The sequence below is a fragment of the Amycolatopsis sp. NPDC104863 genome (assembly GCF_055582965.1).
Genome location: NZ_JBVJOW010000002.1, coordinates 501048 through 527542, shown reverse-complemented (window position 1 = coordinate 527542; position 26495 = coordinate 501048). Strand labels below are relative to the sequence as shown.

25 protein-coding genes are annotated in these 26495 nt (G+C 71.5%); 18 read left to right on the top strand and 7 right to left on the bottom strand.

Annotated elements, in window-relative coordinates; genetic code table 11:
* Positions 1-141: 141 nt before the first annotated feature.
* Together ACZ63J_RS11890 and ACZ63J_RS11885 are read left to right on the top strand one after the other, a co-directional pair.
* Positions 142-468 (top strand): WXG100 family type VII secretion target, encoded by a 327-nt coding sequence (locus ACZ63J_RS11890; RefSeq protein ID WP_465405851.1) that lies wholly within the window; start codon positions 142-144, stop codon positions 466-468.
* Positions 469-528: 60 nt separating this feature from the next.
* The gene (locus ACZ63J_RS11885) at positions 529-822 is read left to right on the top strand and encodes a WXG100 family type VII secretion target (protein ID WP_465405848.1); all 294 of its coding nucleotides are present in this window, start codon (positions 529-531) and stop codon (positions 820-822) included.
* 361 nt (positions 823-1183) lie between these two features.
* On the opposite strand, the gene ACZ63J_RS11880 is transcribed toward ACZ63J_RS11885, so the two are convergent.
* Together ACZ63J_RS11880 and ACZ63J_RS11875 are read right to left on the bottom strand one after the other, a co-directional pair.
* Positions 1184-1864 (bottom strand): DUF4333 domain-containing protein, encoded by a 681-nt coding sequence (locus ACZ63J_RS11880; protein WP_465405846.1) that lies wholly within the window; start codon positions 1862-1864, stop codon positions 1184-1186.
* 22 nt (positions 1865-1886) lie between these two features.
* Entirely contained in the window at positions 1887-2780 is an 894-nt protein-coding gene (locus ACZ63J_RS11875) for a hypothetical protein (RefSeq protein WP_465335935.1), read from the bottom strand.
* A gap of 259 nt (positions 2781-3039) precedes the next feature.
* On the opposite strand from ACZ63J_RS11875, the gene rplM reads away from it, so the two are divergent.
* The 3 genes from rplM (at position 3040) to glmM (ending at position 5537) form a co-directional block, all read left to right on the top strand.
* Positions 3040-3492 (top strand): 50S ribosomal protein L13, encoded by a 453-nt coding sequence (rplM, locus tag ACZ63J_RS11870; RefSeq protein ID WP_465308720.1) that lies wholly within the window; start codon positions 3040-3042, stop codon positions 3490-3492.
* Between the two features lie 14 nt (positions 3493-3506).
* Positions 3507-4022, top strand: coding sequence for a 30S ribosomal protein S9 (gene rpsI / locus ACZ63J_RS11865; RefSeq protein ID WP_465308722.1), 516 nt, complete (start codon positions 3507-3509; stop codon positions 4020-4022).
* 180 nt (positions 4023-4202) lie between these two features.
* Positions 4203-5537: a phosphoglucosamine mutase gene (glmM, locus tag ACZ63J_RS11860; protein WP_465335934.1), complete on the top strand. Its 1335-nt coding sequence runs from the start codon at positions 4203-4205 to the stop codon at positions 5535-5537.
* 31 nt (positions 5538-5568) lie between these two features.
* Here glmM and ACZ63J_RS11855 read toward each other — a convergent pair whose 3' ends face one another.
* Positions 5569-6450: a cytochrome P450 family protein gene (locus tag ACZ63J_RS11855; RefSeq protein WP_465405844.1), complete on the bottom strand. Its 882-nt coding sequence runs from the start codon at positions 6448-6450 to the stop codon at positions 5569-5571.
* Between the two features lie 30 nt (positions 6451-6480).
* On the opposite strand from ACZ63J_RS11855, the gene ACZ63J_RS11850 reads away from it, so the two are divergent.
* The 5 genes from ACZ63J_RS11850 to ACZ63J_RS11830 all read left to right on the top strand — a co-directional run bounded on the left by ACZ63J_RS11850 (position 6481) and on the right by ACZ63J_RS11830 (position 11769).
* Entirely contained in the window at positions 6481-8028 is a 1548-nt protein-coding gene (locus ACZ63J_RS11850; RefSeq protein WP_465405842.1) for a fatty acyl-AMP ligase, read from the top strand.
* On the top strand, positions 8021-8278 hold the full coding sequence (locus ACZ63J_RS11845; RefSeq protein WP_465308729.1) for an acyl carrier protein: 258 nt from the start codon (positions 8021-8023) through the stop codon (positions 8276-8278). Before ACZ63J_RS11850 ends, ACZ63J_RS11845 begins: the two co-directional genes overlap by 8 nt.
* 143 nt (positions 8279-8421) lie before the next feature.
* Positions 8422-8733, top strand: a complete 312-nt coding sequence (locus ACZ63J_RS11840) for a hypothetical protein (protein WP_465308731.1) — start codon at positions 8422-8424, stop codon at positions 8731-8733.
* Positions 8733-11291: a WXG100 family type VII secretion target gene (locus ACZ63J_RS11835; protein WP_465405840.1), complete on the top strand. Its 2559-nt coding sequence runs from the start codon at positions 8733-8735 to the stop codon at positions 11289-11291. Before ACZ63J_RS11840 ends, ACZ63J_RS11835 begins: the two co-directional genes overlap by 1 nt.
* A 19-nt stretch (positions 11292-11310) precedes the next feature.
* Positions 11311-11769: a hypothetical protein gene (locus ACZ63J_RS11830; RefSeq protein ID WP_465405838.1), complete on the top strand. Its 459-nt coding sequence runs from the start codon at positions 11311-11313 to the stop codon at positions 11767-11769.
* A gap of 42 nt (positions 11770-11811) precedes the next feature.
* On the opposite strand, the gene ACZ63J_RS11825 is transcribed toward ACZ63J_RS11830, so the two are convergent.
* On the bottom strand, positions 11812-12636 hold the full coding sequence (locus ACZ63J_RS11825) for a dienelactone hydrolase family protein (RefSeq protein ID WP_465405836.1): 825 nt from the start codon (positions 12634-12636) through the stop codon (positions 11812-11814).
* Between the two features lie 327 nt (positions 12637-12963).
* Between ACZ63J_RS11825 and glmS the strand changes: the two genes are divergently transcribed.
* The 8 genes from glmS (at position 12964) to tsaE (ending at position 22460) form a co-directional block, all read left to right on the top strand.
* A complete protein-coding gene (gene glmS, locus ACZ63J_RS11820) occupies positions 12964-14826 on the top strand; it encodes a glutamine--fructose-6-phosphate transaminase (isomerizing) (protein WP_465405834.1) in 1863 nt (620 codons plus the stop codon).
* A gap of 16 nt (positions 14827-14842) precedes the next feature.
* Positions 14843-16279: an NAD(P)H-hydrate dehydratase gene (locus ACZ63J_RS11815; RefSeq protein ID WP_465405832.1), complete on the top strand. Its 1437-nt coding sequence runs from the start codon at positions 14843-14845 to the stop codon at positions 16277-16279.
* A 136-nt stretch (positions 16280-16415) separates the two neighbouring features.
* On the top strand, positions 16416-17249 hold the full coding sequence (locus tag ACZ63J_RS11810; RefSeq protein WP_465335925.1) for a DeoR/GlpR family DNA-binding transcription regulator: 834 nt from the start codon (positions 16416-16418) through the stop codon (positions 17247-17249).
* Positions 17239-18669, top strand: a complete 1431-nt coding sequence (gene xylB, locus ACZ63J_RS11805; RefSeq protein ID WP_465405830.1) for a xylulokinase — start codon at positions 17239-17241, stop codon at positions 18667-18669. The genes ACZ63J_RS11810 and xylB overlap by 11 nt, the downstream gene beginning before the upstream one ends.
* Before the next feature lie 3 nt (positions 18670-18672).
* Positions 18673-19764, top strand: a complete 1092-nt coding sequence (locus tag ACZ63J_RS11800; RefSeq protein ID WP_465335923.1) for an ABC transporter ATP-binding protein — start codon at positions 18673-18675, stop codon at positions 19762-19764.
* A gap of 28 nt (positions 19765-19792) precedes the next feature.
* Positions 19793-20908: an alanine racemase gene (gene alr, locus ACZ63J_RS11795; RefSeq protein ID WP_465405828.1), complete on the top strand. Its 1116-nt coding sequence runs from the start codon at positions 19793-19795 to the stop codon at positions 20906-20908.
* A complete protein-coding gene (locus tag ACZ63J_RS11790; RefSeq protein WP_465405826.1) occupies positions 20905-21999 on the top strand; it encodes an alpha/beta fold hydrolase in 1095 nt (364 codons plus the stop codon). The genes alr and ACZ63J_RS11790 overlap by 4 nt, the downstream gene beginning before the upstream one ends.
* Positions 22000-22001: 2 nt before the next feature.
* The gene (tsaE, locus tag ACZ63J_RS11785; protein ID WP_465336105.1) at positions 22002-22460 is read left to right on the top strand and encodes a tRNA (adenosine(37)-N6)-threonylcarbamoyltransferase complex ATPase subunit type 1 TsaE; all 459 of its coding nucleotides are present in this window, start codon (positions 22002-22004) and stop codon (positions 22458-22460) included.
* A 52-nt stretch (positions 22461-22512) separates the two neighbouring features.
* Here the strand turns inward: tsaE and ACZ63J_RS11780 are convergent, their stop codons facing one another.
* The 3 genes from ACZ63J_RS11780 to ACZ63J_RS11770 all read right to left on the bottom strand — a co-directional run bounded on the left by ACZ63J_RS11780 (position 22513) and on the right by ACZ63J_RS11770 (position 26297).
* Positions 22513-23475, bottom strand: a complete 963-nt coding sequence (locus ACZ63J_RS11780; RefSeq protein ID WP_465405878.1) for a serine hydrolase — start codon at positions 23473-23475, stop codon at positions 22513-22515.
* A gap of 76 nt (positions 23476-23551) precedes the next feature.
* On the bottom strand, positions 23552-24880 hold the full coding sequence (locus ACZ63J_RS11775; protein ID WP_465405824.1) for a carboxyl transferase domain-containing protein: 1329 nt from the start codon (positions 24878-24880) through the stop codon (positions 23552-23554).
* A complete protein-coding gene (locus ACZ63J_RS11770) occupies positions 24873-26297 on the bottom strand; it encodes an acyl-CoA synthetase (protein WP_465405822.1) in 1425 nt (474 codons plus the stop codon). Before ACZ63J_RS11770 ends, ACZ63J_RS11775 begins: the two co-directional genes overlap by 8 nt.
* Positions 26298-26495 lie beyond the last annotated feature (198 nt).

Genomic DNA, 26495 nt, shown 5'->3' with positions numbered 1-26495 from the left:
ACGCGAGCGTTCCCGCAAGCAACTACTTGCCGGCAAACCACGACAAGGGGGAACCGGACATGGCAATGTCTGCGTCGTAGGGCCGTACAAACGAACGAGCTTGGTACGGCCAGCCATCACTCTTAAGAAGGGGGTACCGGTATGAGCACCGGATCCGGATTTCAGGGAACACCGCAGCAGTTCACCGACGCCGAGAGCCGCGTGACCGAGGTCCGCACCGGCATGGACCAGAACCTCGCGACGCTCCGCGACCGCATCGAGGCCACCCGCGCCGGGTGGAAGGGCGAAGCGCAGAAGGCGTTCGACCACGTGATGATGCGCTTCGACGACGACGCCCGCCAGATGAACCAGGCGCTGCAGCGCATCGCCGACCTGCTCCGCGAGGCCGGTTCGAAGTACGAGCGTTCCGAGCAGCAGCAGCAGGAGACCATCGGCGCCCTGAACAAGGGCTTCGAAGCGCTCGGCTGAGCCACACCCTGAACTTTTCTTCCCGTACACCAAAACTTTCTCAGCACCGAAGGAGCGAATATGCCCAGCGACGCCGGCATTGTCGTCAATTATGCCACCATCCACGCGGCCGCCGATGACTGCAACAGCACCGGTGGCGAGCTCCAGGCCGCTTTCGACCGCCTGAAGGACGACCTCAAGCCGCTGGTCACCACCTGGACCGGTTCGGCCAAGGAGTCCTACGACGCGGCTCAGCGCACCTGGGACCAGAAGTTCGAGGACCTCAAGCAGGTTCTGGCCCAGATCGCCGCCGCCCTCCCGCAGATCGCCGACGGCTACCAGGCCACGGACAACGCCGTCGAAGGCCTGTTCTGAGCCGCTAGCCCCGGAAACCACGGCGGGCCCGCACTTCGGTGCAGGGCCCGCCGTTTTCGTTGGTGCGGCAGGGGAGTGTGACGAGGGTGCCGCGTTCGGCTTTGCCCGCAAGGGAACGCGGCCGGTCGGGAGTCGTAGTCCCGGAACGAGCGGCCTGCTGCCCGGCGCCAGGTCGGGTGGGCGCGGCGGCCGCGGCCCCGGAACGAGCCGCGCGCTGCTCGGGCCCACGAGCGCGGTCATAGCGTAGGCCCGGCCGAACTTGCTTCAGCCTTGCCCGCAAGGGAACTGGCCAGTCCGGCGCCGCCGCCGGAACGAGCCGCGGTGCGTGGGTCCGGCGGACCTGCCTTCCCGCAACAAAAACTCAGTGCGGCGCGCCGACCTCGTACTCCGGCCGGTCGTTCAGCACCCGCACCGTCACCTTCTTCTCCTGGCCGCCGATCTGCACCGTGCAGTCGAACGTCGTCCCGTTGCGGGCGGCCTGGTTCGACGGGCACTGCGCGTTCTTCACGTCCGGCTCGCCGTAGTTCTCGTTGAGGACCTTCACCACACCGTCCTCAAGGGACTGCTGGTCGAGCACGTCCCCGCGGAACGCGCCCAGCAGCCACGCCGCGCCGCCGCCGAGCACGACGACCACGACCGCGATCCCCGCGATCAGCAACGGCTTCTTCGACTTCGGCTTCCGGGCCGGCTCCGGCGTGAACGCGCCCAGGCCGCCGTACTGCGTCGGCTGGAACCCGCCGCCGTACTGCTGCTGCCCCTGGGCCGGACCGCCGCCGGGTGGTGTTCCCGGCTGGGCCGGCCAGCCACCACCTGGAGTGTTGTTCGGCTGCCACGGCCCGGAAAACGAGCCGGTCGTGCCGGGCTGGGCCGGGTTCCACTGGCCCGTGTACGAGCCGGTGGGCGGCTCGGGGTTCTGCTGCCACTGGCCGGCGTGCGGGCCGGTCGGCTGCTGCTCCGGCTGCCACGCCGGCGGGTTCGGCTGCTGCGGGTTCGCCGGCGGCTGCCACCACTGGGGCTGCCGCGGGTCGGGCGGCTGGGTCATCGGCGTTCACCTCGGGTCGTGGTCACTGGCCCTGCGCTTCGCCGAGCCGGCGGTAGAAGTCGTCCATCGCCGCGCGGTCGGGCAGCACCGTGATCTGCGCCGGGTCCGGCAGCTTGGGCATGTCCTGCAGGCTCGCCTTGCCGGTGAACTTGAACTCGTACTTGAGCTCGAGCTGGTGGCCGTCGCCGGCGAACTTGGCCTCCATCACGAACGAGGCCAGGCTGCCGTCCGGGTTGAGCGTGATCGTGGTCGGGATCGCGGCCTTCTTCAGCTCCGGCCCGACCTGGTCGACCAGGCTCTGCGGCAGGATCTCGACCTTGTTCTTGACGAAGACCTCGAACGGCACGTTGACCGTGAGCGCCGTCTTGCCGTCGCCGAGGCTCTTCGCCCCGCGGACGGCCCGCTTGTCGGCCTGGTAGGCGTCGACCGTCGAGTCCGCCATCCGGCACGGCGTCAGCACCCCGCCCCAGGCGCACGGCACGATCAGGCCGGCCTCGGGTTTCGGCATCGACACCCACGCCGTCGGCGAGACGCCCTTCTGCACGTAGACCGGGCCGAGGTAGGTGTACTCGACCGCGCCGTCCGCCGGGGTGTACGTGTCGATGATCTCGTCGGGGTTCTTCTGCGAGCGGTGCCGCACCGCCCGGCTCTCCGGGCTGCCGGTGCGGGCCGACGTCACCGTGCTGTGGATCCACTTGTCGTCGAACTTGAAGTAGGCGTCGAGCGAGTTGGTGACGTCGCGCGTGTCGGTGATGGCGTCGCCGAGCTTGCCGATGACCTGCTCGAACTTGCCGCCGACGTAGTCCGCCGCGTCGTCGCCCTTCGGCAGCGCGGTCCCGGCCTTGGCCGTGCCGCACGCGCTGACCAGGGCCAGGACGGCCGCCAGGACGAAGATCGCCGTCGGTCGTCTGCTCATCGCCGTCCCCCGCTCCGCTGGAAAGCACCGTGTCGCCCGGATCGTCTCATCCTCGCGTGTCGGGGCGGCGAGTGCAGGCACTTCGGCCGGAAAACCGGGTACAGTCACTGCGGGCCGGGACTGTTCCGGCCCCTGGACCCACCCCCGATGCGTGGCCGCGGCGGACGTGGGGGTATCTTCATATGTCGTTGTGCGTTGCGGCGCATCAGCGCTAGGCCCGCACAGAACCCACACGCAATGTTGACGACGAGGTAGACCCTTGCCCACGTACAGCCCCAAGCCCGGCGACGTCACTCGTGCCTGGCACGTGATCGACGCCGAGGATGTCGTGCTCGGCCGGCTCGCGACCGAGGTCGCCACGCTGCTGCGCGGCAAGCACAAGCCGACCTACGCCCCGCACGTGGACACCGGTGACTTCGTCATCATCGTCAACGCCGAGAAGGTCGCGCTCACCGGAAACAAGCGCGAGCAGAAGTTCGCGTACCGGCACAGCGGTTACCCGGGCGGTCTGCGGAAGCGCTCGTTCGGCGAGCTGCTCGACTCCAAGCCCGAACACCTTCTCGAGAAGGTCGTCAAGGGCATGCTGCCGAAGAACAAGCTCGGCCGCGCCCAGGCGAAGAAGCTGAAGGTCTACGCCGGCCCGCAGCACCCGCACACCGCGCAGCAGCCGCAGGTGCGCGAGATCACCAAGATCGCGCAGGTCGCGCAGTGAGTGAGGAACAGTCTGTGACCAGCACCGAGACCGAGACCGCCGAGGTCACGACCGAGGCGACCGAGACCGGCGCCGTCGCGACCAGCGAGACCCCCGTCGCCACCAGCGAGTCCGAGGCCGCCCCGCGCCCCTCGCGCGCCGCCGGCGGCAACGCGCAGACCGTCGGCCGCCGCAAGGAAGCCGTCGTCCGCGTGCGCGTCGTCCCGGGCACCGGCGAGTTCAAGCTCAACGGCCGCACCCTCGAGGAGTACTTCCCGAACAAGGTGCACCAGCAGCTCATCCGCGAGCCGCTGGTCCTGGTCGAGAAGCCGGACTCGTTCGACATCTTCGCCAACCTCCACGGTGGCGGCGTCTCGGGTCAGGCGGGCGCGCTGCGCCTCGCGATCGCCCGTGCGCTCATCGAGGTCGACGCCGACGACCGCCCGGCCCTCAAGAAGGCCGGCTTCCTCACCCGTGACGCGCGCGCCACGGAGCGGAAGAAGTACGGCCTCAAGAAGGCCCGCAAGGCCCCGCAGTACAGCAAGCGCTGATCGCGCCCCTGGCGCAACCCACCGGAGCGCCCATCCGTCCATCGGATGGGCGCTTCGGCGTTTTCACAGACCGTGTCGTTTCCGGGGTCCGGAGCGACATCCAGGGGTAGCGCGGCCCGGGAGGGCCGCTACGTTGTCGTGGTGGTTGCACTGTCGTAACCGCACTGAGGAGGTCCATCGATGGCACGCCTGTTCGGTACCGACGGGGTCCGTGGCCTGGCCAACGCCGAGCTGACGCCGGAGCTGGCGCTGGCGGTGGCGGCCAGCGCCGCCCGCGTGCTGGCCGCGCACGACCGCTCGCACCGGCCGGTCGCGGTGGTCGGCCGCGACCCGCGCGCCAGCGGTGAGATGCTCGAGGCCGCCGTCGTGGCGGGCCTCACCTCCGCCGGGGCCGACGTGCTCCGCGTCGGCGTGCTGCCGACGCCGGCCGTCGCCTACCTGGTCGGCTCGCTCGAGGCCGACCTCGGTGTGATGATCTCCGCGTCGCACAACCCGATGCCCGACAACGGCATCAAGCTCTTCGCCGCGGGCGGGCACAAGCTCCCCGACGGCATCGAGGACGAGATCGAGGCCGGTCTTGCGGACGGCAAGATCCGCCCGACCGGCACTGGCGTCGGCCGCGTCCACGACGTCGTCGATGCCCTCGAGCGCTACGCCACCCACCTGCTCGGCGTCACGCCGCACTCGCTCGCCGGCCTGAAGGTCGTCGTCGACTGCGCGAACGGCGCGTCGTCGGCCGCCGCCCCCGAGATCTACCGCCGGGCGGGGGCCGAGGTCGTCGCGCTGTTCGCCGAGCCGGACGGCATCAACATCAACGACCACTGCGGCTCGAACCACCCCGAGAAGCTGCGCGAGGCGGTCGTCAAGCACGGCGCCGACCTCGGCATCGCCCACGACGGCGACGCCGACCGCTGCGTGGCCGTCGACTCCGCGGGCGAGCTCGTGGACGGCGACCAGATCATGGCGGTGCTGGCCCTGGCGCTGGCCGAGTCCGGTGAGCTGCACAAGGACACGCTGGTCGCGACCGTGATGAGCAACCTCGGCCTGCACCTGGCCATGAAGGCCCACAGCATCAACGTCGTCACGACGGCGGTCGGTGACCGCTACGTCCTCGAGGAGCTCCGCGCCAGCGGCTTCGCCCTCGGCGGCGAGCAGTCCGGGCACGTCGTCCTGCCGGCGCACGCCACCACGGGTGACGGCCTGCTCACCGCGCTGCGCCTGATGAGCCGCATGGCCGAGACGGGCAAGTCCCTCGCCGACCTGGCGGCCGTGATGAACCGCCTGCCGCAGGTGCTGGTGAACGTCCCGGTCGCGGACAAGGCGGCGGTGGCCGGCTCGACCGAGGTCCGCGACGCCGTCGACGAGGTCGAGGCCGAGCTGGGCGAGGAGGGGCGGGTGCTGCTGCGGCCGTCCGGGACCGAACAGCTGGTCCGCGTGATGGTGGAGGCCCCGGCCCAGGCCACGGCCCAGGCGGCGGCCGACCGGCTCGCCGGCGTCGTCTCAGCCGTCTCGTAACCCGTCGTGAGTGGTAATTCGGGTTAGAACCCTAATTGCCACTCACGACAACTTGCGCCGAGACCAGGCCGTGGAACACCGGGTGGGTCTTCCACCGGACCTCGCCCACCCGGCATCCGCCGCTCAGGAGCTTCGCCAGCGCGCCGAGCGCGATCTCGCCCTCGGCCACCGCGACGCCGGAGCCCGGGCACGCGTGCCGCCCGAGGCCGAACGGCAGGCCGTCGGCCAGTGAGACGGCCACCGGCCCGTCCGGGCCGAAGCGCAGGACGTACCGGGCCGGGCAGACCGCCGTCACCAGCTCGCGGACCCGCGCCGGCGAAGGCGCGGATGCCAGTTCCAGCCCGGCGCAGGCCAGGAAGTTCAGCGAGTTCTCGTAGGCCGCGTGGGCCAGGACGACCGGGTTGATGGCGAGCTCGTCGTCGTCGATCCGCCCGGCCGCGTGCGCCTCCCGCAACGCCGTCAGCCCGCCCGGCCCGGCGGTGGCCCGGCTGAGCTGCACCGACAGCCGGAACGCCGACGCCTGGGCCGCCCGGTCGGCGCCGCCGAGGACGTCGAGGTTCGCCGTCGTCCGCTCCAGGTGATCCAGGAAGACGTCGTCGAGCGGCACGCCCAGCACCGCCGCGGTGACGGCGCCCGCGATCGGCCGGGCGAAGTCGCGCACGAGGTCGAACGACGTCCCGAGCTCGCTCACGACCGTCTCGATGGACGCGCGCAGCGACTCCGGCAGCGGCTCGAGCCCGGCGATGATCTCCCGCAGCACCCCGCGCACCCGCGTGTGGCCTTCGCCGTCGCGCAGCAGGACGCTCGGTGAGCCGCCGCCGGGGTCGGAGGTCAGGTCCGGGGAACGCAGGGCGTGCACACACGCGTCGCGGCCGGAGACCACCCGGATCCCGTGCCGCTCGAACTCGTCCATCGCCTGCCCACGGTAGGGCAGGATGGGGCCGTGCCGCCCGCAGACGTCCCGGACGAGGTCCTGAGCACGCCGTTCACGGCCCACCTGCTCCGCAACGCGGCCACTGACCGCCCCGCGTTCACCTGCCGCACGTACCCGGGACCCGTCGACCACACGCTGAGCTGGCCGCGGCTGCTCGACCGGGTCCGCGGGGTCGCCCGCGAGCTGCGGCGCACGACCCGGCCCGGCGACCGGGTGGCGATTGTCGCCCGCCAGGACCTGGACTACGTCGTCGCGTTCCTCGGCACGCTCTACGCGGGGCGGGTCGCCGTGCCGCTGTCGGTCCCGACCGGGCGGACCGGCCGCGCGCGGATCGAGTCGGCCTTCGCGGACGCCACCCCGGCGGCCTGCCTGACCTCGAAGAACCTGCTGGACAAGATCCCGCCGGGCCTCGCACTGGCCGTCGAGGACATCGAGCCGGACACCGCCGAGCCGCCCGCCGAAGTGGTGATGACCGACCCGGCCTACCTGCAGTACACGTCGGGTTCCACGCGCCGCCCGGCCGGCGCGGTGATCTCGCACCGCGCGCTCGTGGCCGCCTGCTGGCAGACGACCGAGTGCTACCACGCCGACGCGTCGACCCACCTGGCCGGCTGGGTGCCGTTCTTCCACGACATGGGGCTCGTGCTGCTGATCGGCACGCCCGTCTTCCTCGGCGCGCACTCGGTGTTCTGCACACCGATGGAGTTCGTGCGCGACCCGCTGCGCTGGATCCGGCTGCTCGCCGAGCACCCCGGCGCGATCACCGCGGCGCCGAACTTCGCCTTCGACCTGGCCGCCGAGGCGGCGGGGGAGCTGGAGGACGTCGACCTTTCGCACGTCAACGCGGTGCTCGACGGCAGCGAGCCGATCCGCGCGGCCAGCTTGGACGCTTTCCACCGCGCCTTCGCGCCGTTCGGGCTGCCGCGGGCCGCGCTCAAGCCGTGTTACGGGCTGGCCGAGGCGACGGTGTTCGTCGCGAGCGCGGGGGACGAGGGCCCGACCGTCACGGAGTTCGGCCACGGCGAGCTGGTCTCGGTGGGCCGCCCCTACGGCCAGCGCGTCCGCATTGTCGACAAAGAGATCTGGGTGGCGGGTCCCAACGTCGCCGACGGGTACTGGGGCCGGCCGGACCGCGGCGAGACCTTCACCGAGGACGGCTGGCTCCGCACCGGCGACCTCGGCTTCGTCCACGACGGCCTGCTCTACGTCACCGGCCGCCGCAAGGACCTGATCATCGTCGACGGCCGCAACCACTACCCCCAGGACATCGAGGCGACCGTCGAGGCCGCCCACCCGGCGGTCCGCGCCGGCCGGGTCGCCGCGTTCGCCGTCGAAAACGGCCACGGCGAGGGCGTCGCGGTGGTGGCCGGGTGTGCCACGCCGGACGACGAGGCGGTCGCGACGGCCGTGCGGCGCGCGGTGTCGGCGGGCCACGACCTGCCGCTGCGCGCCCTGTGGCTGGTCCGGCCCGGCGCGGTGCCGCGGACCTCCAGCGGCAAGGTGTCCCGCGCCGCCGCCCGCGACCGCTGGTGGGGCGAGAATGGGCGCCATGGATGACGCCGCCCTCGCCGAGGAGATCCGGAAGATCGTCGGCACCGCCCTGCAGCTCGAGCCCGGGCAGCTGACCGACACCACGCCGTTCGACGACATCGGCATGACGTCCCGGCAGCGCGTCCAGCTGCTCGCGCGGGTCGAGGTGCGCTTCGGCGTCTCGGTCGACCTGGACGAGCTCGACCGGCTCGTCGACGTCCGCGGGGTCGCCGAAGTGGTTTCCGAGTCGATCGCGGCGCAGCGCCCCACCGGGTGAGTGCACTTCGCCGAAGCCCAGGTCGGGCGGGCGGCCGAACGCTAGACTCTGTGTGCATCTGCGACGGCACCGAATCGCGACCGGGTGCGTCACAGTCTTGACACCCGGAACAGGGGCCGTGGATCGAAGGGGGAAAGCCGACCATGCCAAACGGTTACGAAGCGAGTTCGGAGGCGATGACGCGGGCGCAGATCCGCCTCAACGACGCCGCCGACGACCCGGCCGCGGAAGCCAAGAAGGTCGCGCCGACCGAAATCGCGCAAGCGGACTTCGGGCGCGTCCACGGTGAGGGCTTCCCGAAGTACAAGTCCGGGATCGACGAGATCGGCGCCGGCATGACCGGGCTGTCGAACGCGCTCATGAACCTCGGCAGCGGCATCGGCACCGCCGGTTCGAAGTACACCGCTCAGGAGCAGAACGCCAGCTCGACGGCGAAGTCGGCGGGGAGCAAGTAATGGCCGACTGGGCGGAAATCAAGAAGGTCCTCGACGACCCGAACGTCTCCATGGCGACGAAGCAAGAGCTCATGGAGGAGTACGACCGCAACACCTTCAACTTCAACGACGAAGAAGAAAGGTACGCGAAGGAGTACGTCGAGGGTTACTCCGACGGCGACAACGACGGTTACCGCGTTCTCGAGAACGACGACACCGACGAGATCGTCGCCCGCGCGAAGCAGGAATCGGCCGCCAAGGGCCAGGAACAGCAGCGCGAGACCAATCGCAAGAACGACGCGAAGAAGAACCTCGACGGAATCGCCGCGCCGACGCTGGGGGCCGGCGCGAAGAGCTCCGACGAAATGCTCGACCAGGGCAACGTCACCGTCGACTTCCTGGTGCTGTGGACCAACGACATCTGGAACAAGATCAAGGGCGGCACCGGCCAGCTCGACGCGCAGAAGGACCTCAAGGACAAGTTCCATGAGAACCGCGGGATCCAGTTCCAGAAGTTCCTCACCGAGGCCGACGACCTCGGCAAGGCGCACAAGGTCGTCGAGGACACGCTGACCAAGAGCGACACCGAGCTCCAGACCCTCTTCGGGGAGTGGAAGGGCAAGGGCGCGAACGCGGCCGAGATCAAGTACGACGAGACGATCAAGCCGCACGCCAAGGAGCTGTCGCAGCAGATCGACGGCGCCGCGAAGCTGATCCCGGAGACCGTGACGCACGTCTACGACGCCGTCAAGAAGAAGGTCGACGAGGTCCTCGCGCTGCACCGCACGACGATCGCGCAGGCCGACATCAACATGGCCCGCGACGTCCTCAAGATCGCGAACGGCGAGACCGAAGAGTTCGACGACTTCATGAAAGTCGCCGGCTGGGTCGACGCGGTGAACGCGAAGAACGGCAACCAGACCAACCTCGCCGAGCGCCTGCAGAACGACGACTGCGGCTTCAACGACGAGAACAAGGACTACGGCCGCCAGGTCTGCCGCTACTGGCGTGACGGCGCGTTCACGACCGAGTTCCAGAGCCTGATCAAGGCGTTCGACGGCTCCTGCAAGTCCGCCAAGGACACGATCGACCAGCAGTTCGGCGCGCTCGCGCGGTTCATGGACGGCTACCGCAACCAGCTGACCGAGGCCAAGAGCGACGGCAAGGGCGGCGACGACACCGGCGGCGGGGACACGCACAACGGCAACGGCGGCGACACCGGCGGCGGCGGGTCCACCGGGGGTGGCGGTTCGACCGGCGGCGGGGGCAGCACGGGCGGCGGCGGGGCCACGACGCCGTCGGCGACCGCGGAGCCGCCCAAGGCCGAGGACCCGGCGAAGCCCGAGGACGGCAAGAACCCGATCACCGGGCAGCCCCTCGAGGTCGACCCGGACACCGGCAAGCCGTACCCGATCGACCCGACGACCGGCGAGGCCATCAAGGACACCGACGACACCGACACCGTGTCGGTGAAGAAGGGTGACAACACGATCGAGATGTCCGAGCCCGACAAGGAGGGCAAGCAGGACATCTCCGTGGACGACGGCCACGGCAACAAGAAGGACTACCACCTCGATTGGGGTGACGACGACAAGGCCGACGCGGCCAAGGACGCCGACGGCAAGGGCGCCGACGCCGCCAAGGACGGCAGCTTCGGCCCGCAGGGCAGCCAGCAGGCGGGCAAGGACGGGCAGCCCTCGGCCGACGGCTCCTACAAGCCGGGCCCCGACGGCAAGATCCACATCAAGGACGGCAACCTCGAGATCACGGCCGAGCGGCCGGAGGGCCCGGACGGCCCGACGGTCGTCACGGTCGACGACGGCAAGGGCGAGCCGACGACGTACACGCTCGACGAGAAGGACGACCCGAAGGCCGGCGACCTGAAGAACGACCCGAAACCGGGCACCGGGACGGACGCCTCGTCGACCGGCAACGGCTCCGCCGTCCACCACGACACGGACGCCGGGTCGCCGCTGACGAAGGACCCGGCGCCGCCCAACCCGGACCCGGGCTTCACCCACAGCGAGGCCGCGTCCGCTTCGGGCGGCGGCGGTGGGTTCAGCACGCCGGGCGGCCAGGACTTCTCTGGTGACTTCGGCGGCTCCGCCGGCGCGGAACCCGCGGTCGCGACGGCCGACGCGGGCGCCGGCGGTGGCGGGGCCGGGGCCGGGGCCGATGCGACGTCGACGGCCGGCGCGAGCGACTTCGGCTCCGCGGTCACCGGCGGCGGCTCGGCGGACTTCGCCGGCGCGGTGTCGCTGGACCCGGGGTCCCAGTCGGGCGCCAGTGACGCGGCGGTCCCGATGTCCGACGGCGGCGGGCTCGGCGCGACCCCGGTCGACCCGGGCGCCCACCAGGCCGCCGCGAGCTCCGCCAGCGGGATGAGCGGCATGGGGGGCATGGGCGGGATGATGGGCGGCATGGGTGGCGCGCCGGGCGGGGGCGGCGGTGGTGACCAGCAGCGCGGGGCCAGCCAGTACCGCATCGAGGGCAACGTCTTCGAGACGAGCGGCGCGAAGGGCCGCATCAGCGGCTCGCTGGACGACGAGGGTGACCGCTCGATCCGGTACGACCGGTGACGAGGGCTGAGGAGGGCCGATGAGCAGCGCCGAAGACCGGTACCGCGCGGCGGTGTCCACGATGGACGCCGCGGCGCGGGAGCAGGACGAGCAGCGGGGGCTGCGCGAACGCCGGGTCGCGGAGGCCGAGGCGCAGGCGCGCGAGGGGCTGAAGCAGGAGATGGCCGCCGCGCAGAAGTACGCCGAGCACATGGACGAGCTCAACAAGCGCAAGCAGAGCGCGGGCGGCTGGGCCACGGAGAAGGCGCTGGCCGACAAGAACCGCGAGTCGCTGATGGAGTTCGGCGTCCAGGACGAGGAGACCGAGCCGACCAGCAGCTTCGCCGGCTACGCGGCACCCAGCGCGGCGCCGCCCCGCCCGGAGCCGGCCCCGGAACCGCCGCCGGCGCCCCCGGTCGCGGAGCAGCCGCGGCGAGGGCGGCACGCGCGTCCGGTGGAGGACGAGGACGACTTCTCCAGCACGAGCTGGCTGGTCTGAGGTTCCGTCGAAGGGCCCGGCTTCGGCCGGGCCTTTTGCGTGTCAGTGGGCGGGTTCTTCTTCCCGCTCGATCGGGGCGCGCTTGACGTCCGCGTCGAGCAGGGACCGGTACTTGTCGGTGCCGGTGAGGTGGGTCAGGAAGAAGGCCGTGAACAGCGCGCGGGTGAGCCGCTGGGTGCCCCGGTGCGGCTTGCCGTGCATGACCAGCTGCGACCAGTGCTTGCCCTCGGTGACACCCAGGTGCGTCGCCTTCCCGAGGGTCCGGAGCTGGACGTCTTCGCCGCCCCAGGCATCGGTGATCGCCTCGGCGTGCGCGATCTTGGGAGCGACGAGGTCTTCCTCGGCGGCCAGGTGCAGCCCGGGCACGGTGATGAGCTTCGCCGACTCGGTGGCAGGCGGAAGCGTTTGCGCGGCGGCGATGGTGGCAACGGCCTTGATCCGCGGCGTCTCGGCCTGAGCGTCCTGCGCCGCGGCGAGGACGGCGGAGCCACCCCCGGTCGAGTGCCCGGCGAGGCCGAGCTTGGCCGGATCGACACTGATGCCGTCCGGCCCCAGCCGCACGGTGGTGACAACGTCGAGGGTGGTCAGGAGGTCGGCGGCAAGCAGCCGGTGCGACGGCAGCGGGCCGCGTTGGGTGGCCGGAGCGGCGGCAACGATCCCCCAGCTGGCGAGGTGGTGGAGAAGCTGCCGGTACCGATGGGGAGGCTGCAGCCACCCGTGCCCAAAGGCAACGGCGGGCAGCCCGAGACCGGAGCGCGGCGTGAAGACCACCCCGGGCAGCCCGACCAGGGCAAGGTTGCCCCGCAGGACCTCATGCGGACCCGGGTGCGTCAACTCCGCGAGCAGCTGCTTGGGCTTGCTGGCCATGGCGGGAACCCTACTGTGCGAGGCCAGAGGAAGCTCGTTCGCCGCCCCCCGGGCGAGCGAAACGGGTCGAACTCCACCCAGACCCCCTCCCCCACCCCGATCCAAAGCCAGAACACGGACGGCGACACCGGGTCAAGGCATCTTTCCCGCCTTGACGCGGTGCCGCCGTCCGTAGTCACAATCAGGCGTCGGGGTGGCGGGCAACGAAACCTCCACGTGTGAGTGAAACGACATTGGTCCGGACCACGCCCACAAAGGTCCGTGCAGGTCAGAGCGGGTTCACGGACCCGGTCAACCCCCCGAAAATCCCTCGTTAGGCTTGTCCGCGTGTGTGGAATCGTGGGATACGTCGGGCACCGCCCGGCTCTGGACGTCGTCCTCGGCGGGCTCCGGCGCATGGAGTACCGCGGTTACGACTCGGCCGGTGTCGCGGTACTGGACGGCGCCGGCGAGCTGACCGTCGAGCGCAAGGCGGGCCGGCTGGCCAACCTGGAGGCCGAGCTCGACAAGGTCGGCCGGGACAGCTTCGGCGGCACCGCCGGCATGGGGCACACCCGCTGGGCCACCCACGGCGCGCCCGTCGACCGCAACTCGCACCCGCACCGCGACACTTCGCAGCGGGTCGCCGTGGTCCACAACGGCATCATCGAGAACTTCGCCACCCTCCGCGCCGAGCTCGAGGCCGACGGCGTCGAGATGGCGAGCGACACCGACAGCGAGACCGCCGCGCACCTGATCGCGCGCGCCTACGCCGACGGGGACACCAAGGGTGACTTCGTCGCGAGCGTCGCCGGGGTCTGCCGGCGGCTCGAAGGCGCGTTCACGCTCGTCGTGACGCACGCCGACCACCCGGACACCATCGTCGCCGCGCGGCGGTCGTCGCCGCTGGTCGTCGGGGTGGGGGAGGGCGAGCACTTCGTCGCCTCCGACGTCTCGGCGTTCATCGAGCACACCCGCGAGGCCGTCGAGCTGGGCCAGGACCAGCTCGTCGTGATCACCCGCGAGGGCTACGAGGTCACCGACTTCCACGGCGACGCCGCCCAGGCGAAGCCGTTCACCGTCGACTGGGACCTGAGCGCCGCCGAAAAGGGCGGCCACGAGTACTTCATGCTCAAGGAGATCGAGGAGCAGCCGGAGGCGCTGGCGAACACCCTTCGCGGGCACTTCGACAACGGCCGGATCATCCTCGACGAGCAGCGCATCTCCGACCAGGACCTCCGCGACGTCGACAAGGTCTTCGTCGTCGCCTGCGGTTCGGCCTACCACTCCGGGCTGGTCGCCAAGTACGCCATCGAGCACTGGTGCCGGCTCCCGGTCGAGGTCGAGCTGGCCAGCGAGTTCCGTTACCGCGACCCGGTGCTCGACCGCGCGACGCTGGTCGTCGCCGTGTCGCAGTCCGGCGAGACGGCGGACACGCTCGAAGCCGTCCGGCACGCGCGTGAGCAGAAGGCGCGCGTCCTGGCCGTCTGCAACACCAACGGTGCGCAGATTCCGCGCGAGTCCGACGCCGTGCTCTACACCCACGCCGGGCCCGAGATCGGCGTCGCGTCGACCAAGGCGTTCCTCGCCCAGATCGCGGCGAACTACCTGGTCGGCCTGGCGCTCGCGCAGGCCCGCGGCACCAAGTACCCGGACGAGGTCGCGCGCGAGTTCGCCGAGCTGGAGGCCATGCCCGCGGCCGTCCAGAAGGTACTGTCCACTGTGGACCAGGTGCGGGACCTCGGCCGCCGGATCGCCGACTCGAAGGCGGTGCTGTTCCTCGGCCGCCACGTCGGGTTCCCGGTCGCCCTCGAAGGCGCGCTGAAGCTCAAGGAGCTCGCGTACATGCACGCCGAGGGCTTTGCCGCCGGCGAGCTCAAGCACGGCCCGATCGCGCTGATCGAAGAGGGCCTGCCGGTCGTGGTCGTGATGCCGTCGCCCAAGGGACGCGCGGTGCTGCACTCGAAGCTCGTGTCGAACATCAGCGAGATCCAGGCCCGCGGCGCCCGCACGATCGTGATCGCCGAAGAGGGTGACGAGACGGTCCGGCCGTTCGCGGACGAGCTGATCGAGGTCCCCGCGGTGCCGACGCTGCTGCAGCCGCTGGTGTCCACGGTGCCGCTGCAGGTGCTGGCCGCGGAGATCGCCCGCGCCCGCGGGTACGACGTCGACAAGCCGCGTAACCTGGCGAAGTCTGTGACTGTCGAGTAGCCAGGAGGCCGCCGCCGTGCAGGGAATCTGGACCACGGAACGGATTCGCGAGGCGGAGGCGCGGGCGTTCGCCGTCACGCCGGAAGGCGAGCTGATGCGGCGGGCGTCGTTCGGGCTCGCGGTGCAGATCGCGGACGTGCTCGAAGACCACACCGGCGGTGTCTCCGGTCGTCGGGTCGTGCTGCTCGTGGGCTCCGGCGACAACGGCGGTGACGCGTTGTGGGCGGGAGCTTTCCTGCGGCGACGCGGAGTCGCTGTCACGGCCGTCCTGCTGGGCTCGCGGGCGCACGAAGCCGGGCTCGCGGCGTTGCGCCGGGCCAAGGGGCGTGTGGTGTCCGCCGAGGACGGTCCACAGTGGATTTCCCGGGCGGACGTCGTGGTCGACGGGATCGTCGGCATCTCGGCGTCCGGTTCCCTGCGCCCGGACGCGGCACGGCTGGTTTCGCTGGTGGAAGCGCCGATCGTGGCGGTCGACCTGCCCAGCGGCGTCGACCCGGACACCGGCGCGGTCGACGGCCCGGCGGTGAAGGCGACCCGGACGGTGACGTTCGGCGCGCTCAAGCCGGTGCACGTGCTGGCGCCGTCGTGGTGTGGCGAGGTTGTGCTGGTCGACATCGGCCTCGAGCTGGCCGACCCTTCGCTGCAGCGGCTGGACATCGCCGACATTGCCGCGGCCTGGCCGGTGCCCGGGCCCGACGACGACAAGTACAGCCAGGGCGTCGTCGGCGTCGCGGCGGGCTCGGCGACGTACCCGGGCGCGGCGGTCCTGACGGCCGGTTCGGCGGTCCGCGCGACGGCGGGGATGGTCCGGTACGCGGGCCACGCGGCGGACGTGGTCCGGGCGCAGTGGCCGGAGGTCATCGCGACGGGCACAGTCGCCGACGCCGGCCGCGTGCAGGCGTGGGCGGTCGGACCGGGCATCGGCACCGGCTCGGAAGGTCGTGACGTCGTCCGGTACGTGCTCGGCCAGGGCCTCCCGGTATGCGCGGACGCCGACGCGACGACGATCATCGCGAAGTCACCCGAGGTCCTCGACGCCCGCGACCCGGACACGCCGCTGGTCCTGACCCCGCACGCGGGCGAGTACGAGCGGCTGATGGGCCGGAAGCCGGGCGCGGACCGGGTGACGGCGGCGCGCGAAGCGGCGAAGAAGTACAACGCGGTGGTGCTGCTGAAGGGGCACGTCACGGTGGTGGCGGCCCCGGACGGCCGCGTGGCGGTCAACAAGCCCCACGGCGCGTGGTTGGCGACCCCGGGTTCGGGCGACGTGCTGTCAGGCCTGCTCGGTTCCCTCCTGGCGGCAGGCCTGGACCCGTGGCTGGCCGCGGCGACGGCGGCCCACGTGCATTCCCTGGCGGGCGCGATCGCGGCCCAGAACGCCCCGACGTCCTCCTCGGCCCTGGTCCACGCGATCCCGGAAGCGATCCGCTCGATCCGCTCCCTCACGTCCTGACCGGACGACACGCGACCCGCCCGGACGCGCGTCGTCCGTCTGCGTACGCGTGTCGTCCAGCGGGGTACGCGAGTCCGGGAGAGAAGTTATCGAGTTCCCTGTTAACTCTGGGCGGTAAATCTGGTAAGAATGCCGTGTGAGCGGCGGCACAGCATCTGGAGACCGGAAGACCCGGCCGTCCGATGCTGTGGTCGAGCAGCGGCGGCAGGACATCCTCGACCATGTCATCGAGCAGGGCGAAGTACGCATCGACGACCTGACGACGAAGTTCCGGGTCAGCCTGATGACCATCCACCGCGATCTCGACGACCTGGCCGAACGTCGGCTCCTGCGCAAGCTCCGCGGCAAGGTCGAGGCCTACCCGGCGCTCACCATCGAGACCGCCGCCCGCTTCCGCGACACCCTTCACCACGGCGAAAAAGAAGCCCTCGGCGAGGCCGCCGCGAACCACGTCCAGCCCGGGCAGACCGTCTTCGTCGACGACTCGACCACCCTCCTGCCGCTGGTCAAGCGCCTGGCCGAGATCGACGCCCTCACCGTCGTCACCAACTCGCTGCACGCCGCGCGGCTGCTCGGCCCGAAGACCGATGTCGTCCTGGCGGGCGGGCGCTACTCGCCGGAGTACGACTCCTGCGCCGGGCCCGAGGTGCTCGGCCTGCTCGACTCCATCCGCGCCGACGTCTCGTTCGTGTCGGTCACGGCGGTCGCCGTCGGGCGGCTCTACCACCCGGACCGCGACTACGCCGAGCTCAAGAAGGCCGCGCTGAAGGTCGCGAACCGGAACGTCCTCGTGGTCGACCACTCGAAGTTCGGCCGCACCGCGACCTACGCGCACGGCGACGTCGGGGACTACGACCTGCTCATCACCGGGGAGACCACGCCGACCGAGGAGATCGAGGCCGCGCTCAACGCGGGCACCACGATCGAGATCGTCGAACACGTCGAGGAGGGTCAGCCCTATGACAGCTGAGCTGGTGGCCGGCATCGATTCGTCCACGCAGTCGACCAAGGTCGTCGTGTGCGACGCGCGCACCGGCGAGATCGTCCGGAGCGGCCGTGCGCCGCACCCGGACGGCACCGAGGTCGACCCCGCCGCCTGGTGGGGGGCGTTCCAGGAAGCGACCACAGGCCTGCTCGACGACGTCCAGGCCATCGGGGTCGGCGGCCAGCAGCACGGCATGGTCACCCTCGACGAGGACAACGAGGTCGTCCGGCCCGCGTTGCTGTGGAACGACACGCGCTCGGCGCAGTCGGCGCTCGACCTGATCACCGAGCTCGGCGGGCCGTCGGTCTGGGCGAAGTCCGTCGGCTCGGTGCCGGTCGCGAGCTTCACCGTCACGAAGCTGCGCTGGCTGGCCGACCACGAGCCGAAGCTGGCCGACCGCGTGGCCCGCGTGATGCTGCCGCACGACTGGCTGACCTGGAAGCTCACCGGCGGCGACCCGGTCACCGACCGCGGTGACGCGTCCGGCACCGGCTACTTCTCGCCGTCCGACAACGCCTACCGCCTCGACGTCCTGACCCACGCCTTCGGCGGCCGGACGCCGGAGCTGCCGACCGTGCTCGGCCCGGCCGACACCGCCGGCCACACGGCGAACGGCGTGCTCGTCTCCGCCGGCACCGGCGACAACATGGCCGCCGCACTCGCCCTCGAACTCCAGCCCGGTGACGTCGTCGTGTCGCTCGGCACCAGCGGCACCGTGTTCGGCGTCGCGGAGACCGGCGCCGCCGACGCGACCGGCGAGGTCGCCGGGTTCGCCGACGCCACCGGCCGGTTCCTCCCGCTGGCCTGCACCCTCAACGCGGCCCGCGTGCTCACCTCGACCGCCGCGATGCTCGGCGCGACGCTGAGCGAGTTCGACCGGCTCGCGCTGCGGGCCGAGCCCGGCGCCGGCGGCCTCACGTTCCTGCCCTACCTGGACGGCGAGCGCACCCCGAACCTGCCGGACGCCACCGGCTCGCTGACCGGCCTGACCCGGGCGAACATGACACCGGAGAACCTCGCGCGCAGTGCCGTCGAAGGCATGCTGTGCGGCCTGGCCGCCGGTCTCGACGCCGTTCGCGCGCACGGTCTCGACGTCCGCCGGGTGCTGCTGATCGGCGGGGGCGCGCAGTCGCGGGCCGTCCAGGCGATCGCGCCGCTCGTGTTCGGCGTGCCCGTGCAGCTGCCCGAAGTCGCCGAGTACGTCGCCGTCGGCGCGGCGCGGCAGGCGGCGTGGGCCCTGGCTTCCAGTGCGGAACCCCCGTCCTGGCAGGAAAACACTCAGACGCGGCTCGAGCTGGACGAGCCGACCGAGGCGCAGCGCGCCGAGGGCCACCGGATCCAGCAGCGCCACCTCGAAGCCCGCGAAGCGGGTTACGGGGTCCGGCGGACTTTCGGAGAGGACTGACCGATGGCTTCCATCACCTACGACAAGGCGACCCGGCGTTACCCGGGTTCCGAGCGCCCCGCGGTCGACGCGCTGGACCTGGAGATCTCCGACGGTGAGTTCCTGGTGCTGGTCGGCCCGTCCGGCTGCGGCAAGTCGACCAGCCTGCGCATGCTCGCCGGCCTCGAGGACATCGACGACGGCGCCGTCTGGATCGGCGACCGCGACGTCACGCAGCTGCCGCCGCGCTCGCGCGACATCGCGATGGTGTTCCAGAACTACGCGCTGTACCCGCACATGACGGTCGCGCAGAACATGGGCTTCGCGCTGAAGATCGCCGGCCGCCCCGCGTCCGAGATCAAGCAGAAGGTGCTCGACGCCGCGAAGCTGCTCGACATCGAGCAGTACCTCGACCGCAAGCCGAAGGCGCTCTCCGGCGGTCAGCGCCAGCGTGTCGCGATGGGCCGCGCGATCGTGCGTGAGCCGCAGGTCTTCCTGATGGACGAGCCGCTGTCGAACCTCGACGCGAAGCTGCGTGTGTCGACGCGTACGCAGATCGCCGCGCTTCAGCGCCGCCTCGGTGTCACGACCGTCTACGTCACGCACGACCAGGTCGAGGCCATGACGATGGGTGACCGCGTCGCCGTGCTGTCGGACGGCCTCCTGCAGCAGTGCGACACCCCGCGCGCCCTGTACGACCGGCCCGCGAACGCCTTCGTGGCCGGGTTCATCGGCTCGCCCGCCATGAACCTCGTCACGGCGAAGCTCACCGCCGACGGCGCCGAGCTGGGTGGCGGCAGCGTGGCGCTGACCCGTGAGGTCATCCAGGCCGCCGACGGCGACACGGTGACCCTCGGCTTCCGGCCCGAGTCGCTGGAAGTGGTCGGCGAGGGTGACAGCTCCATCCCGATCAAGGTCGACCTGGTCGAGGAGCTCGGTTCGGACGCCTACGTCTACGGCAAGCTCGCCGAGACCGACGCCGAGGGCACCAAGTCCAACGTCGTCGCCCGGGTCGACCCGCGCACGCCGCCCACCATGGGCGACACGCTCCACCTGCGGATCCGCCCCGACGAGCTGCACGTGTTCTCGGCCAAGTCCGGGGCACGCCTGTCCTGACCTCCGGTCATGGGAAACTGGAGGTGTCATGACCTCCAGTTCCCCGCGGGCCCAGGTCGACATCGACCTCGACGCCATCCGCCACAACCTCACCCTGCTGGGCGCCCGCGCGCCCGGCAGCGAGGTGATGGCCGTGGTGAAGGCCGACGCCTACGGCCACGGCGCGCTGCCGGTGGCGCGCGCCGCGGTCGAGGCCGGCGCGAGCTGGCTCGGCACGTGCTCCCTCGAAGAGGCCCTCGCCCTCCGCGAAGGCGGGATCACGACGCGGCTGTTCAGCTGGCTGGACGTCCCGGAGGTCGACTTCGCGGCGGGCATCGAGGCCGGCGTCGACCTCGCCGCCAGCTCGCTGGGTGAGCTACGTCGCATCGCGGCCGCCGTCCCCGCGGGTACCCAGGCTCGTGTGCATCTCAAAATCGACACCGGCCTCTCGCGCAACGGCTGCCCGCCCGCCCGCTGGGCTGAGCTGGTCGAAGCGGCGGCCGCCGAACCGCGGGTCGAGGTCGTCGCCATCTGGTCCCACCTCGCGTGTGCGGACGAGCCGGGCCACCCCTCCATCGACGCGCAGGCGAAGCGCTTCGCCGAGGCCTACGACGTCGCGCGTGCCGCCGGGCTCGACCCGAAGCGGCACCTGGCGAACTCGGCGGCCCTGTTGACGCGGCCCGACCTGCACTTCGACGTCGTCCGGCCGGGCATCGCGATGTACGGGCTCAACCCGGTGCCGCAGGCCGAGGACCTGCGCCCGGCCATGACCTTCCGGTCGGCGGTCGCGCTGGTCAAGCGGGTCGACGCCGGGGAGTCGGTGTCCTACGGGCACACCTGGACCGCGGCGCGCGACACGAACCTCGCGCTGGTGCCGGCCGGGTACGCCGACGGCGTGCCGCGATCGCTGTCCGGCCGGATGGACGTGTGGCTCGGCGGGCAGCGGCGGCCGGTGGCCGGGCGCGTCTGCATGGACCAGCTGGTCGTGGACTGCGGTGACGACGAACCGGCCGTCGGCGACGAGGTCGTCCTGTTCGGCGCCGGGACGCGCGGCGAGCCGACGGCCCGCGAATGGGCCGACAAGCTGGGCACCATCGACTACGAGATCGTCACCTCGATGTACCGCCCGCGGGTGCGGCGCCGGTATCCGGGAGAGCGCTCGTGACACCTTCACGTCGACTGCTGGCCATCGCCGGCGGGGTCGGGGCCATCGCCACCGGGACCGCCGCCGCTATCGTCGCCGCGCAGCAGCGGCGGCACAGTGAGGATCCGTACGTGGACGAGCCGCTGGGGGAGCTGAAGCCGGACCGCACGTCCACGGTCGCGGCCGAGGACGGCACGCCGCTTTCGGTCGAGGAGATCGACCCGGAGGACGGCGGCAAGCCCGGACTGACCGTCGTGGGGGTGCACGGCTTCGCGCTTTCGCGGCGCTGCTGGCACTTCCAGCGTCGCGACCTCGCGTCGCTTCGGCTGCCTCGGGTGCGTCAGGTGTACTACGACCACCGCAGCCACGGCCTTTCCGGCGCGGCTTCGGCGGAGACGTCGACCATCGAACAGCTGGCGCGCGACCTGGACGTGGTGCTGCGGTCCGTGGTGCCGGAGGGACCCATCGTGCTGATGGGGCACTCGATGGGCGGCATGGTGATCATGGAGCTGGCCGCGGAGTTCCCTTCGCTCTTCGAAGACCGCGTCGCGGGTGTCGCGTTCATCGCGACCGCGGCGGGCGAAGTGGGCGCACGCGGGTTGCCGCGTTCGCTGCTCTCGAAGTACAACCCGCTGACGCGCGCCGCCGGCGGTCTCGCGGGCTGGCAGCCCGGGCTGGTCGAGTTCGTCCGCGCGGCCGGCGGGCAGCTGACGCGCCAAGCCGTGCGACGGCTGGCGTTCGGCAGCCGCGACGTCGCGCCGAGGCTCGTCGACTTCATGCTCGAGATGCTCGAAGTGACCCCGGTGAAGGGGCTCGTCAACTTCGTCGACACGCTCGGCAGCCACAACCGCTACGCCGCGCTGGCCGGGCTGAAGCACGCGGAAGTGCTGGTCATCGGCGGTGATTCGGACCGCTTCACGCCGTTCGCGCACGCCGAGCGGATCGCCTCCGAGCTGCCGGACGCCGAGCTGGTGCGGGTGCGCGGCGCCGGGCACATGGTGCAGCTCGAGCAGCCCGAGCTGGTGAACAGCCATCTGATCGATCTCCTGCAACGCTGTTCCGGTGTGGACGGCGAAACCTCGTCCCGGCGAAACTGGTGGTGGCCCCGTTGACCATGGTGTTCCCGACGCCCGAAGAAACGATGGACTTCGGGCGGGTGCTCGGCCGCTCCCTGCGCGCCGGTGACCTGGTGCTCCTGGCCGGCCCGCTCGGCGCGGGCAAGACGACGCTCACGCGCGGCATCGCGGCCGGCCTCGGCGTCGGCGGCCGGGTGAGCAGCCCGACGTTCGTGCTGGCCCGCGTCCACCCGGCGGGCGCCGCGGGAGTCCCGCTGGTGCACGTCGACGCGTACCGCCTGGGCGGCGACCTGTCCCAGCTCGACGACCTCGACCTCGACACGGACCTGGAGCGCTCGGCGATCGTCGTCGAGTGGGGCGAGGGGTCGGCGGAGCGGTTGTCGGAGGACTACCTGGTGGTGCGCCTGGACCGCCGCGAGGACGACGTCCGCGAGGTGACTCTCGAACCGCACGGCACCTGGGCGGACCGGACTCCGGAGCTCGCCAAGATGTCGTGAGTGGTAATTAGGGTTCTAACCCGAATTACCACTCACGACCTCGGGAGCGCGCTCAGCCGCCGTTGTACTGCTGGTAGGCCGGCGCCCGGAACGTCTTGGTGCCGGCGCCCGCGATCTTGTCGACCGCGCGCAGGAACTTCGGCCCCATCTTCGCGGTGGCCTGCCGGACCGGGTGCGTGGCCCCGAAGTCGTCCGGGTTCGCCTGGCCGTGCGCGAACATCGAGTAGATCAGCACCGGCTTGCCCGCGGCGTCGAACATGATTCCCGCCTCGTTGCGGCCGTCGTTCAGCCAGCCGGCCTTCGTGGCGATCCTCGCCCGATCGACGGACGACATCTCCCGGCGGATGCCGTCGGTGAACGCCACCTGCGACCGCAGGATGGACAGCAGGTAGTCCGTCGACGCCGGGCTCAGCAAGGTGCCCGCGACCAGCGCCTTCAGCAGGTCGTGGGTTTCGCGCGGAGTGGTTTGGCCGAGGAAGTAGCGGTTCGGGTTGGCCACCGGCGTGACCTGGGTCTTGGGGAAGCCCTTGGTCACCAGGATCTGGTTGATCTCGGCCGCCGGGACCACGAGCCCCACCAGCCGGACGCACGTGTCGTCCGAAACAGTGAGGAACAGCGACAGGACGTGGCCCAGCGTGAACGCGCTCGGGTACGCCTTGTCCAGGATGATGATGCCGTCACCACCCGGCACGACGATGCTCTCCGGCACCTGGACCTGCTGGTCCAGGGTGAGCAGGCCACGGTCGATCTTGTCCATCAAGGTGACCGCGACGGCCACCTTGTTGACGCTGTACGCCTCGACGATCTCGTCGGATGCCACGTCGACGGCCACCTGGTCGGCCACGCTGATGCAGGAGTTCCAGGTGCCACCTGCCTCAGCGGCCGCGGTGTCGTAGACGCGCTTCACCTTCTGCCTGGCCCGGTCCGGTGTGGCCGGGCTGGCCTCGATGTCTGCTTCCTGCGCGTACGCGGGAGAGCCGGCCAGAATGCTTCCAGCGGCGACGGCGGTCCCCAGACCGAACGCTGCTCGCCTGTTGAGTCGATACCCCATCACAAGATCCAACCACGAATGGACCTTGATCGGACGTCCATCATCGAGCCGGACTCACGACCGCCCGGGCCACGCCCAGCTCCACCAGGTCCTGGGGCCGCAGGTGCAGCTGGTTCGCGATGTCGGGCACCTCCGAAGCCGGCCGCTTCAAGATCGCCGCCGCAGCTTCCGGGGACGTCACCGAGAAGTACGCGTCCGGTGCCACCCACGTCGATCCCTGGGCCGCGAACGCCAGCGCTCCGCCGGAGCCGCCTTCGCCGATCACCAGCGTTGTCACCGGGACCGAAGCCGTCGCGACCGCCTCGAACATCGCCGCGATCGCGCCGCCCGCGCCCGCCTGTTCGGCCGCCGCGTCGTTGGCCGCGCCCGGGGTGTCGACCAGCGTCAGCACCGGGAGCGCCAGCCGGGACGCCAGTTCCACCAGGCGGGCCGCCGTCCGGAAGCCCGCCGGTGACGTCGGGGTGCCGCACTGGGCCGCGTAGGCGATCGTCCGGCCGTCGCGCCAGCCGAAGCCGCACGCGACACCCGGGTCGACGCCGCCGCAGCGGTCGCCGCTGATGTCTTCGCGCCAGTCGAAGTACGCGTCGAGGTACTCCACCGCCCGGGCCCGCCGGGGTGATCGGGCCGCCTCGACCGCTTCCCAGCCCGTCGAAGGCAGCGAAGCCGCTCGTAGCGCCGAAGGCGGCGGAGCGGCCGCCGACGAGCGCGCGGTCAACAGCCGCAGCCACCGCTCCAGGACGGCGCCGAGCTCGTCCGGCGAGACGAGCGCGTCGACCTGGCCCCACTCGTACTTCGCCTCGGCCGTGTACGCCTCCGGCGAGCCCGGCGGACGCACCCGCGAGCCCGCGAAGCCGACCTGGGCTTCGGGCAGCGCGAGGATGACGTCGGCGCCCGCGCCGAGCGTCGCCCAGCCGCCGCCGGTGGTCGGGTCGCGCAGCACCGAGACCTGCGGGATCCCCGACGACCGAGTCAGCGCCGCCGCCCGGGCGACCCGCTGCAGCTGCATCAACGCGCGCATGCCCTGCTGCATACGGCTGCCGCCGGTCGAAATCAGCGAAACCACCGGCAGCCGCGCGTCGCGGGCGTGCGCGAACGCCGCCTCGATCCGGTCGCCGGTGCGCTGCCCGAGCGAGCCGCCCAGGAAGCCGAACTCGAACGCGATCAGCACGGCCTCGACGTTGCCGATCTTCGCCGTCCCGCAGACGACCGACTCCCGCTCGCCGGTGCGCTCTTCGGCGGCGGAGCGTGCTTCGCGGTAGCCGGGCCACGCGATCGGACCGTCGGCCGGCTCGTCGCGCAACGGCGTCGTGAACTCCTCGAAGCCGCTCGAAATCGCCTCGACGACTTCGCGCGCCGGACGCCTAGGCACCGAGCGCCCGCTTCATGACCTTGCCCATGTCGTTGCGCGGCAACGCGTCCAGGTACCGGACGACCCGCGGCCGTTTGTGCGGCGAGAGCAGCCGGGCGACGTGGTCGGCGAGCTCTTCGGCCGTCGGCGGCTCGCCGGACGGCACGATCCACGCGACGATCCGCTCACCGAGGTCGTCGTCCGGCTCGCCGGTGACGGCCGCTTCCGCAACCCCGGGGTGTTCGAGCAGCGCGTTCTCGATCTCCCCGGCGCCGATCTTGTACCCGCCGCTCTTGATCAGGTCGGTCGCCTTGCGCCCGACGATCTGGACATACCCGTCGGAGTCGCGCGTCGCCATGTCGCCGGTGCGGAACCAGCCGCCGTCGAACGCGGCCGCGGTCGCGTCCGGGCGGTTGAGGTACTCGGTGAACAGGTTCGGCCCGCGCACCTGGATCTCGCCGACGTTCCCGGTGTCGTCGATCGTCTCCCCGGCGTCGCCGACCAGCCGGAGCTCGACGCCGCGCAGCGGAACGCCGACGGTGCCGGGCTTGCGCTCGCCGTCCGCGCGGACGCTCGTGTTCATCAGCGTCTCGGTCATGCCGTAGCGCTCGACGACCTGCTGGCCGGTCGCCGCGGTGATCCGCTGGTGGTCGTGCACCGGCAGGGCCGCGGACCCGGAGACGAGCAGTCTCGCCTTGCGAAGCGCCTCCGCCAGGGCGGGGTCCGCGCCGACCTCACCGGCGATCCGGTGGTACATCGTCGGGACTCCGAACAGCATCGTCGCGCCCGCGGACAGTTCACGCGCGACGCCGTCGGTCGAGAACCGGCCGAGGTGGCGCACCGAACCGCCGCGGCGCAGCGGGCCGAGGACGCCGAGGATCAGGCCGTGCACGTGGAACAGCGGCAGGGCGTGCACGAGGACGTCGTCCGCGGTCCAGCCCCAGGCGTCCTCGAGGGCGTCGAGCGTGGTGGCGATCGAACGGCGGGGGAGGACCACGCCCTTCGGCGGGCCGGTGGTCCCCGAGGTGTAGACGATCAGCGCGGGCGCCTCGGCGTCCGGCTCCTCGGCGAGTCCGGCGGCGGACCCGGTCAGCGGGATGTCCCGGCGCGGCAGCGCGGCCAGGCCTTCGGGCAGCTCGGCACCCGGCTCGGCCAGCACCAGCTCCGGCTCGCTGTCGGCGACGATGTGCGCCAGCTCGCGTTCACCGATCTTCGGGTTGACGGGCACCGCGGGAACACCGGCGAGCAGAGCCGCGACCACGGCGACGCTCGTATGGAGGGTCGGCGTCGCCCAGACCGCGACCCGGCCACGGGGAAGCCCGGCGGCGAGACTCCCGGCGACCGCGGCGAGCTCTTCGTAGGTCAAGGCCTGCTCGCCGAAGCGGAGGGCCTCTTTGCCCGAACCTGACGTGAGGGTGGGGAACAACGGGTCGGGCACCGCGGGGACCTCCCAGTGTCGGACTCGCTTGGCACGTTACCAAGTCGGCCGAAAAGTAGGCGGATACGTTCCGCAACCGATGAGCGCGAGGCGCCGATATCCGCCGTGACTGCGGTCGACTTGGTAACAAACGGCGCAGCACCGTGCGGATCAGTCCCCTGCAGCAAGCCATGGAAGACGCAGGTCGTACGCTTGCTC

Coding starts and splice junctions, on each gene's coding strand:
- ACZ63J_RS11890 (WP_465405851.1), top strand. CDS start 142: ATGAGCACCGGATCCGGATTTCAGGGAACACCGCAGCAGTTCACCGAC.
- ACZ63J_RS11885 (WP_465405848.1), top strand. CDS start 529: ATGCCCAGCGACGCCGGCATTGTCGTCAATTATGCCACCATCCACGCG.
- ACZ63J_RS11880 (WP_465405846.1), bottom strand. CDS start 1,864: ATGACCCAGCCGCCCGACCCGCGGCAGCCCCAGTGGTGGCAGCCGCCG.
- ACZ63J_RS11875 (WP_465335935.1), bottom strand. CDS start 2,780: ATGAGCAGACGACCGACGGCGATCTTCGTCCTGGCGGCCGTCCTGGCC.
- glmM (WP_465335934.1), top strand. CDS start 4,203: ATGGCACGCCTGTTCGGTACCGACGGGGTCCGTGGCCTGGCCAACGCC.
- ACZ63J_RS11855 (WP_465405844.1), bottom strand. CDS start 6,450: ATGGACGAGTTCGAGCGGCACGGGATCCGGGTGGTCTCCGGCCGCGAC.
- ACZ63J_RS11845 (WP_465308729.1), top strand. CDS start 8,021: ATGGATGACGCCGCCCTCGCCGAGGAGATCCGGAAGATCGTCGGCACC.
- ACZ63J_RS11840 (WP_465308731.1), top strand. CDS start 8,422: ATGCCAAACGGTTACGAAGCGAGTTCGGAGGCGATGACGCGGGCGCAG.
- ACZ63J_RS11835 (WP_465405840.1), top strand. CDS start 8,733: ATGGCCGACTGGGCGGAAATCAAGAAGGTCCTCGACGACCCGAACGTC.
- ACZ63J_RS11830 (WP_465405838.1), top strand. CDS start 11,311: ATGAGCAGCGCCGAAGACCGGTACCGCGCGGCGGTGTCCACGATGGAC.
- ACZ63J_RS11825 (WP_465405836.1), bottom strand. CDS start 12,636: ATGGCCAGCAAGCCCAAGCAGCTGCTCGCGGAGTTGACGCACCCGGGT.
- xylB (WP_465405830.1), top strand. CDS start 17,239: ATGACAGCTGAGCTGGTGGCCGGCATCGATTCGTCCACGCAGTCGACC.
- ACZ63J_RS11800 (WP_465335923.1), top strand. CDS start 18,673: ATGGCTTCCATCACCTACGACAAGGCGACCCGGCGTTACCCGGGTTCC.
- alr (WP_465405828.1), top strand. CDS start 19,793: ATGACCTCCAGTTCCCCGCGGGCCCAGGTCGACATCGACCTCGACGCC.
- tsaE (WP_465336105.1), top strand. CDS start 22,002: ATGGTGTTCCCGACGCCCGAAGAAACGATGGACTTCGGGCGGGTGCTC.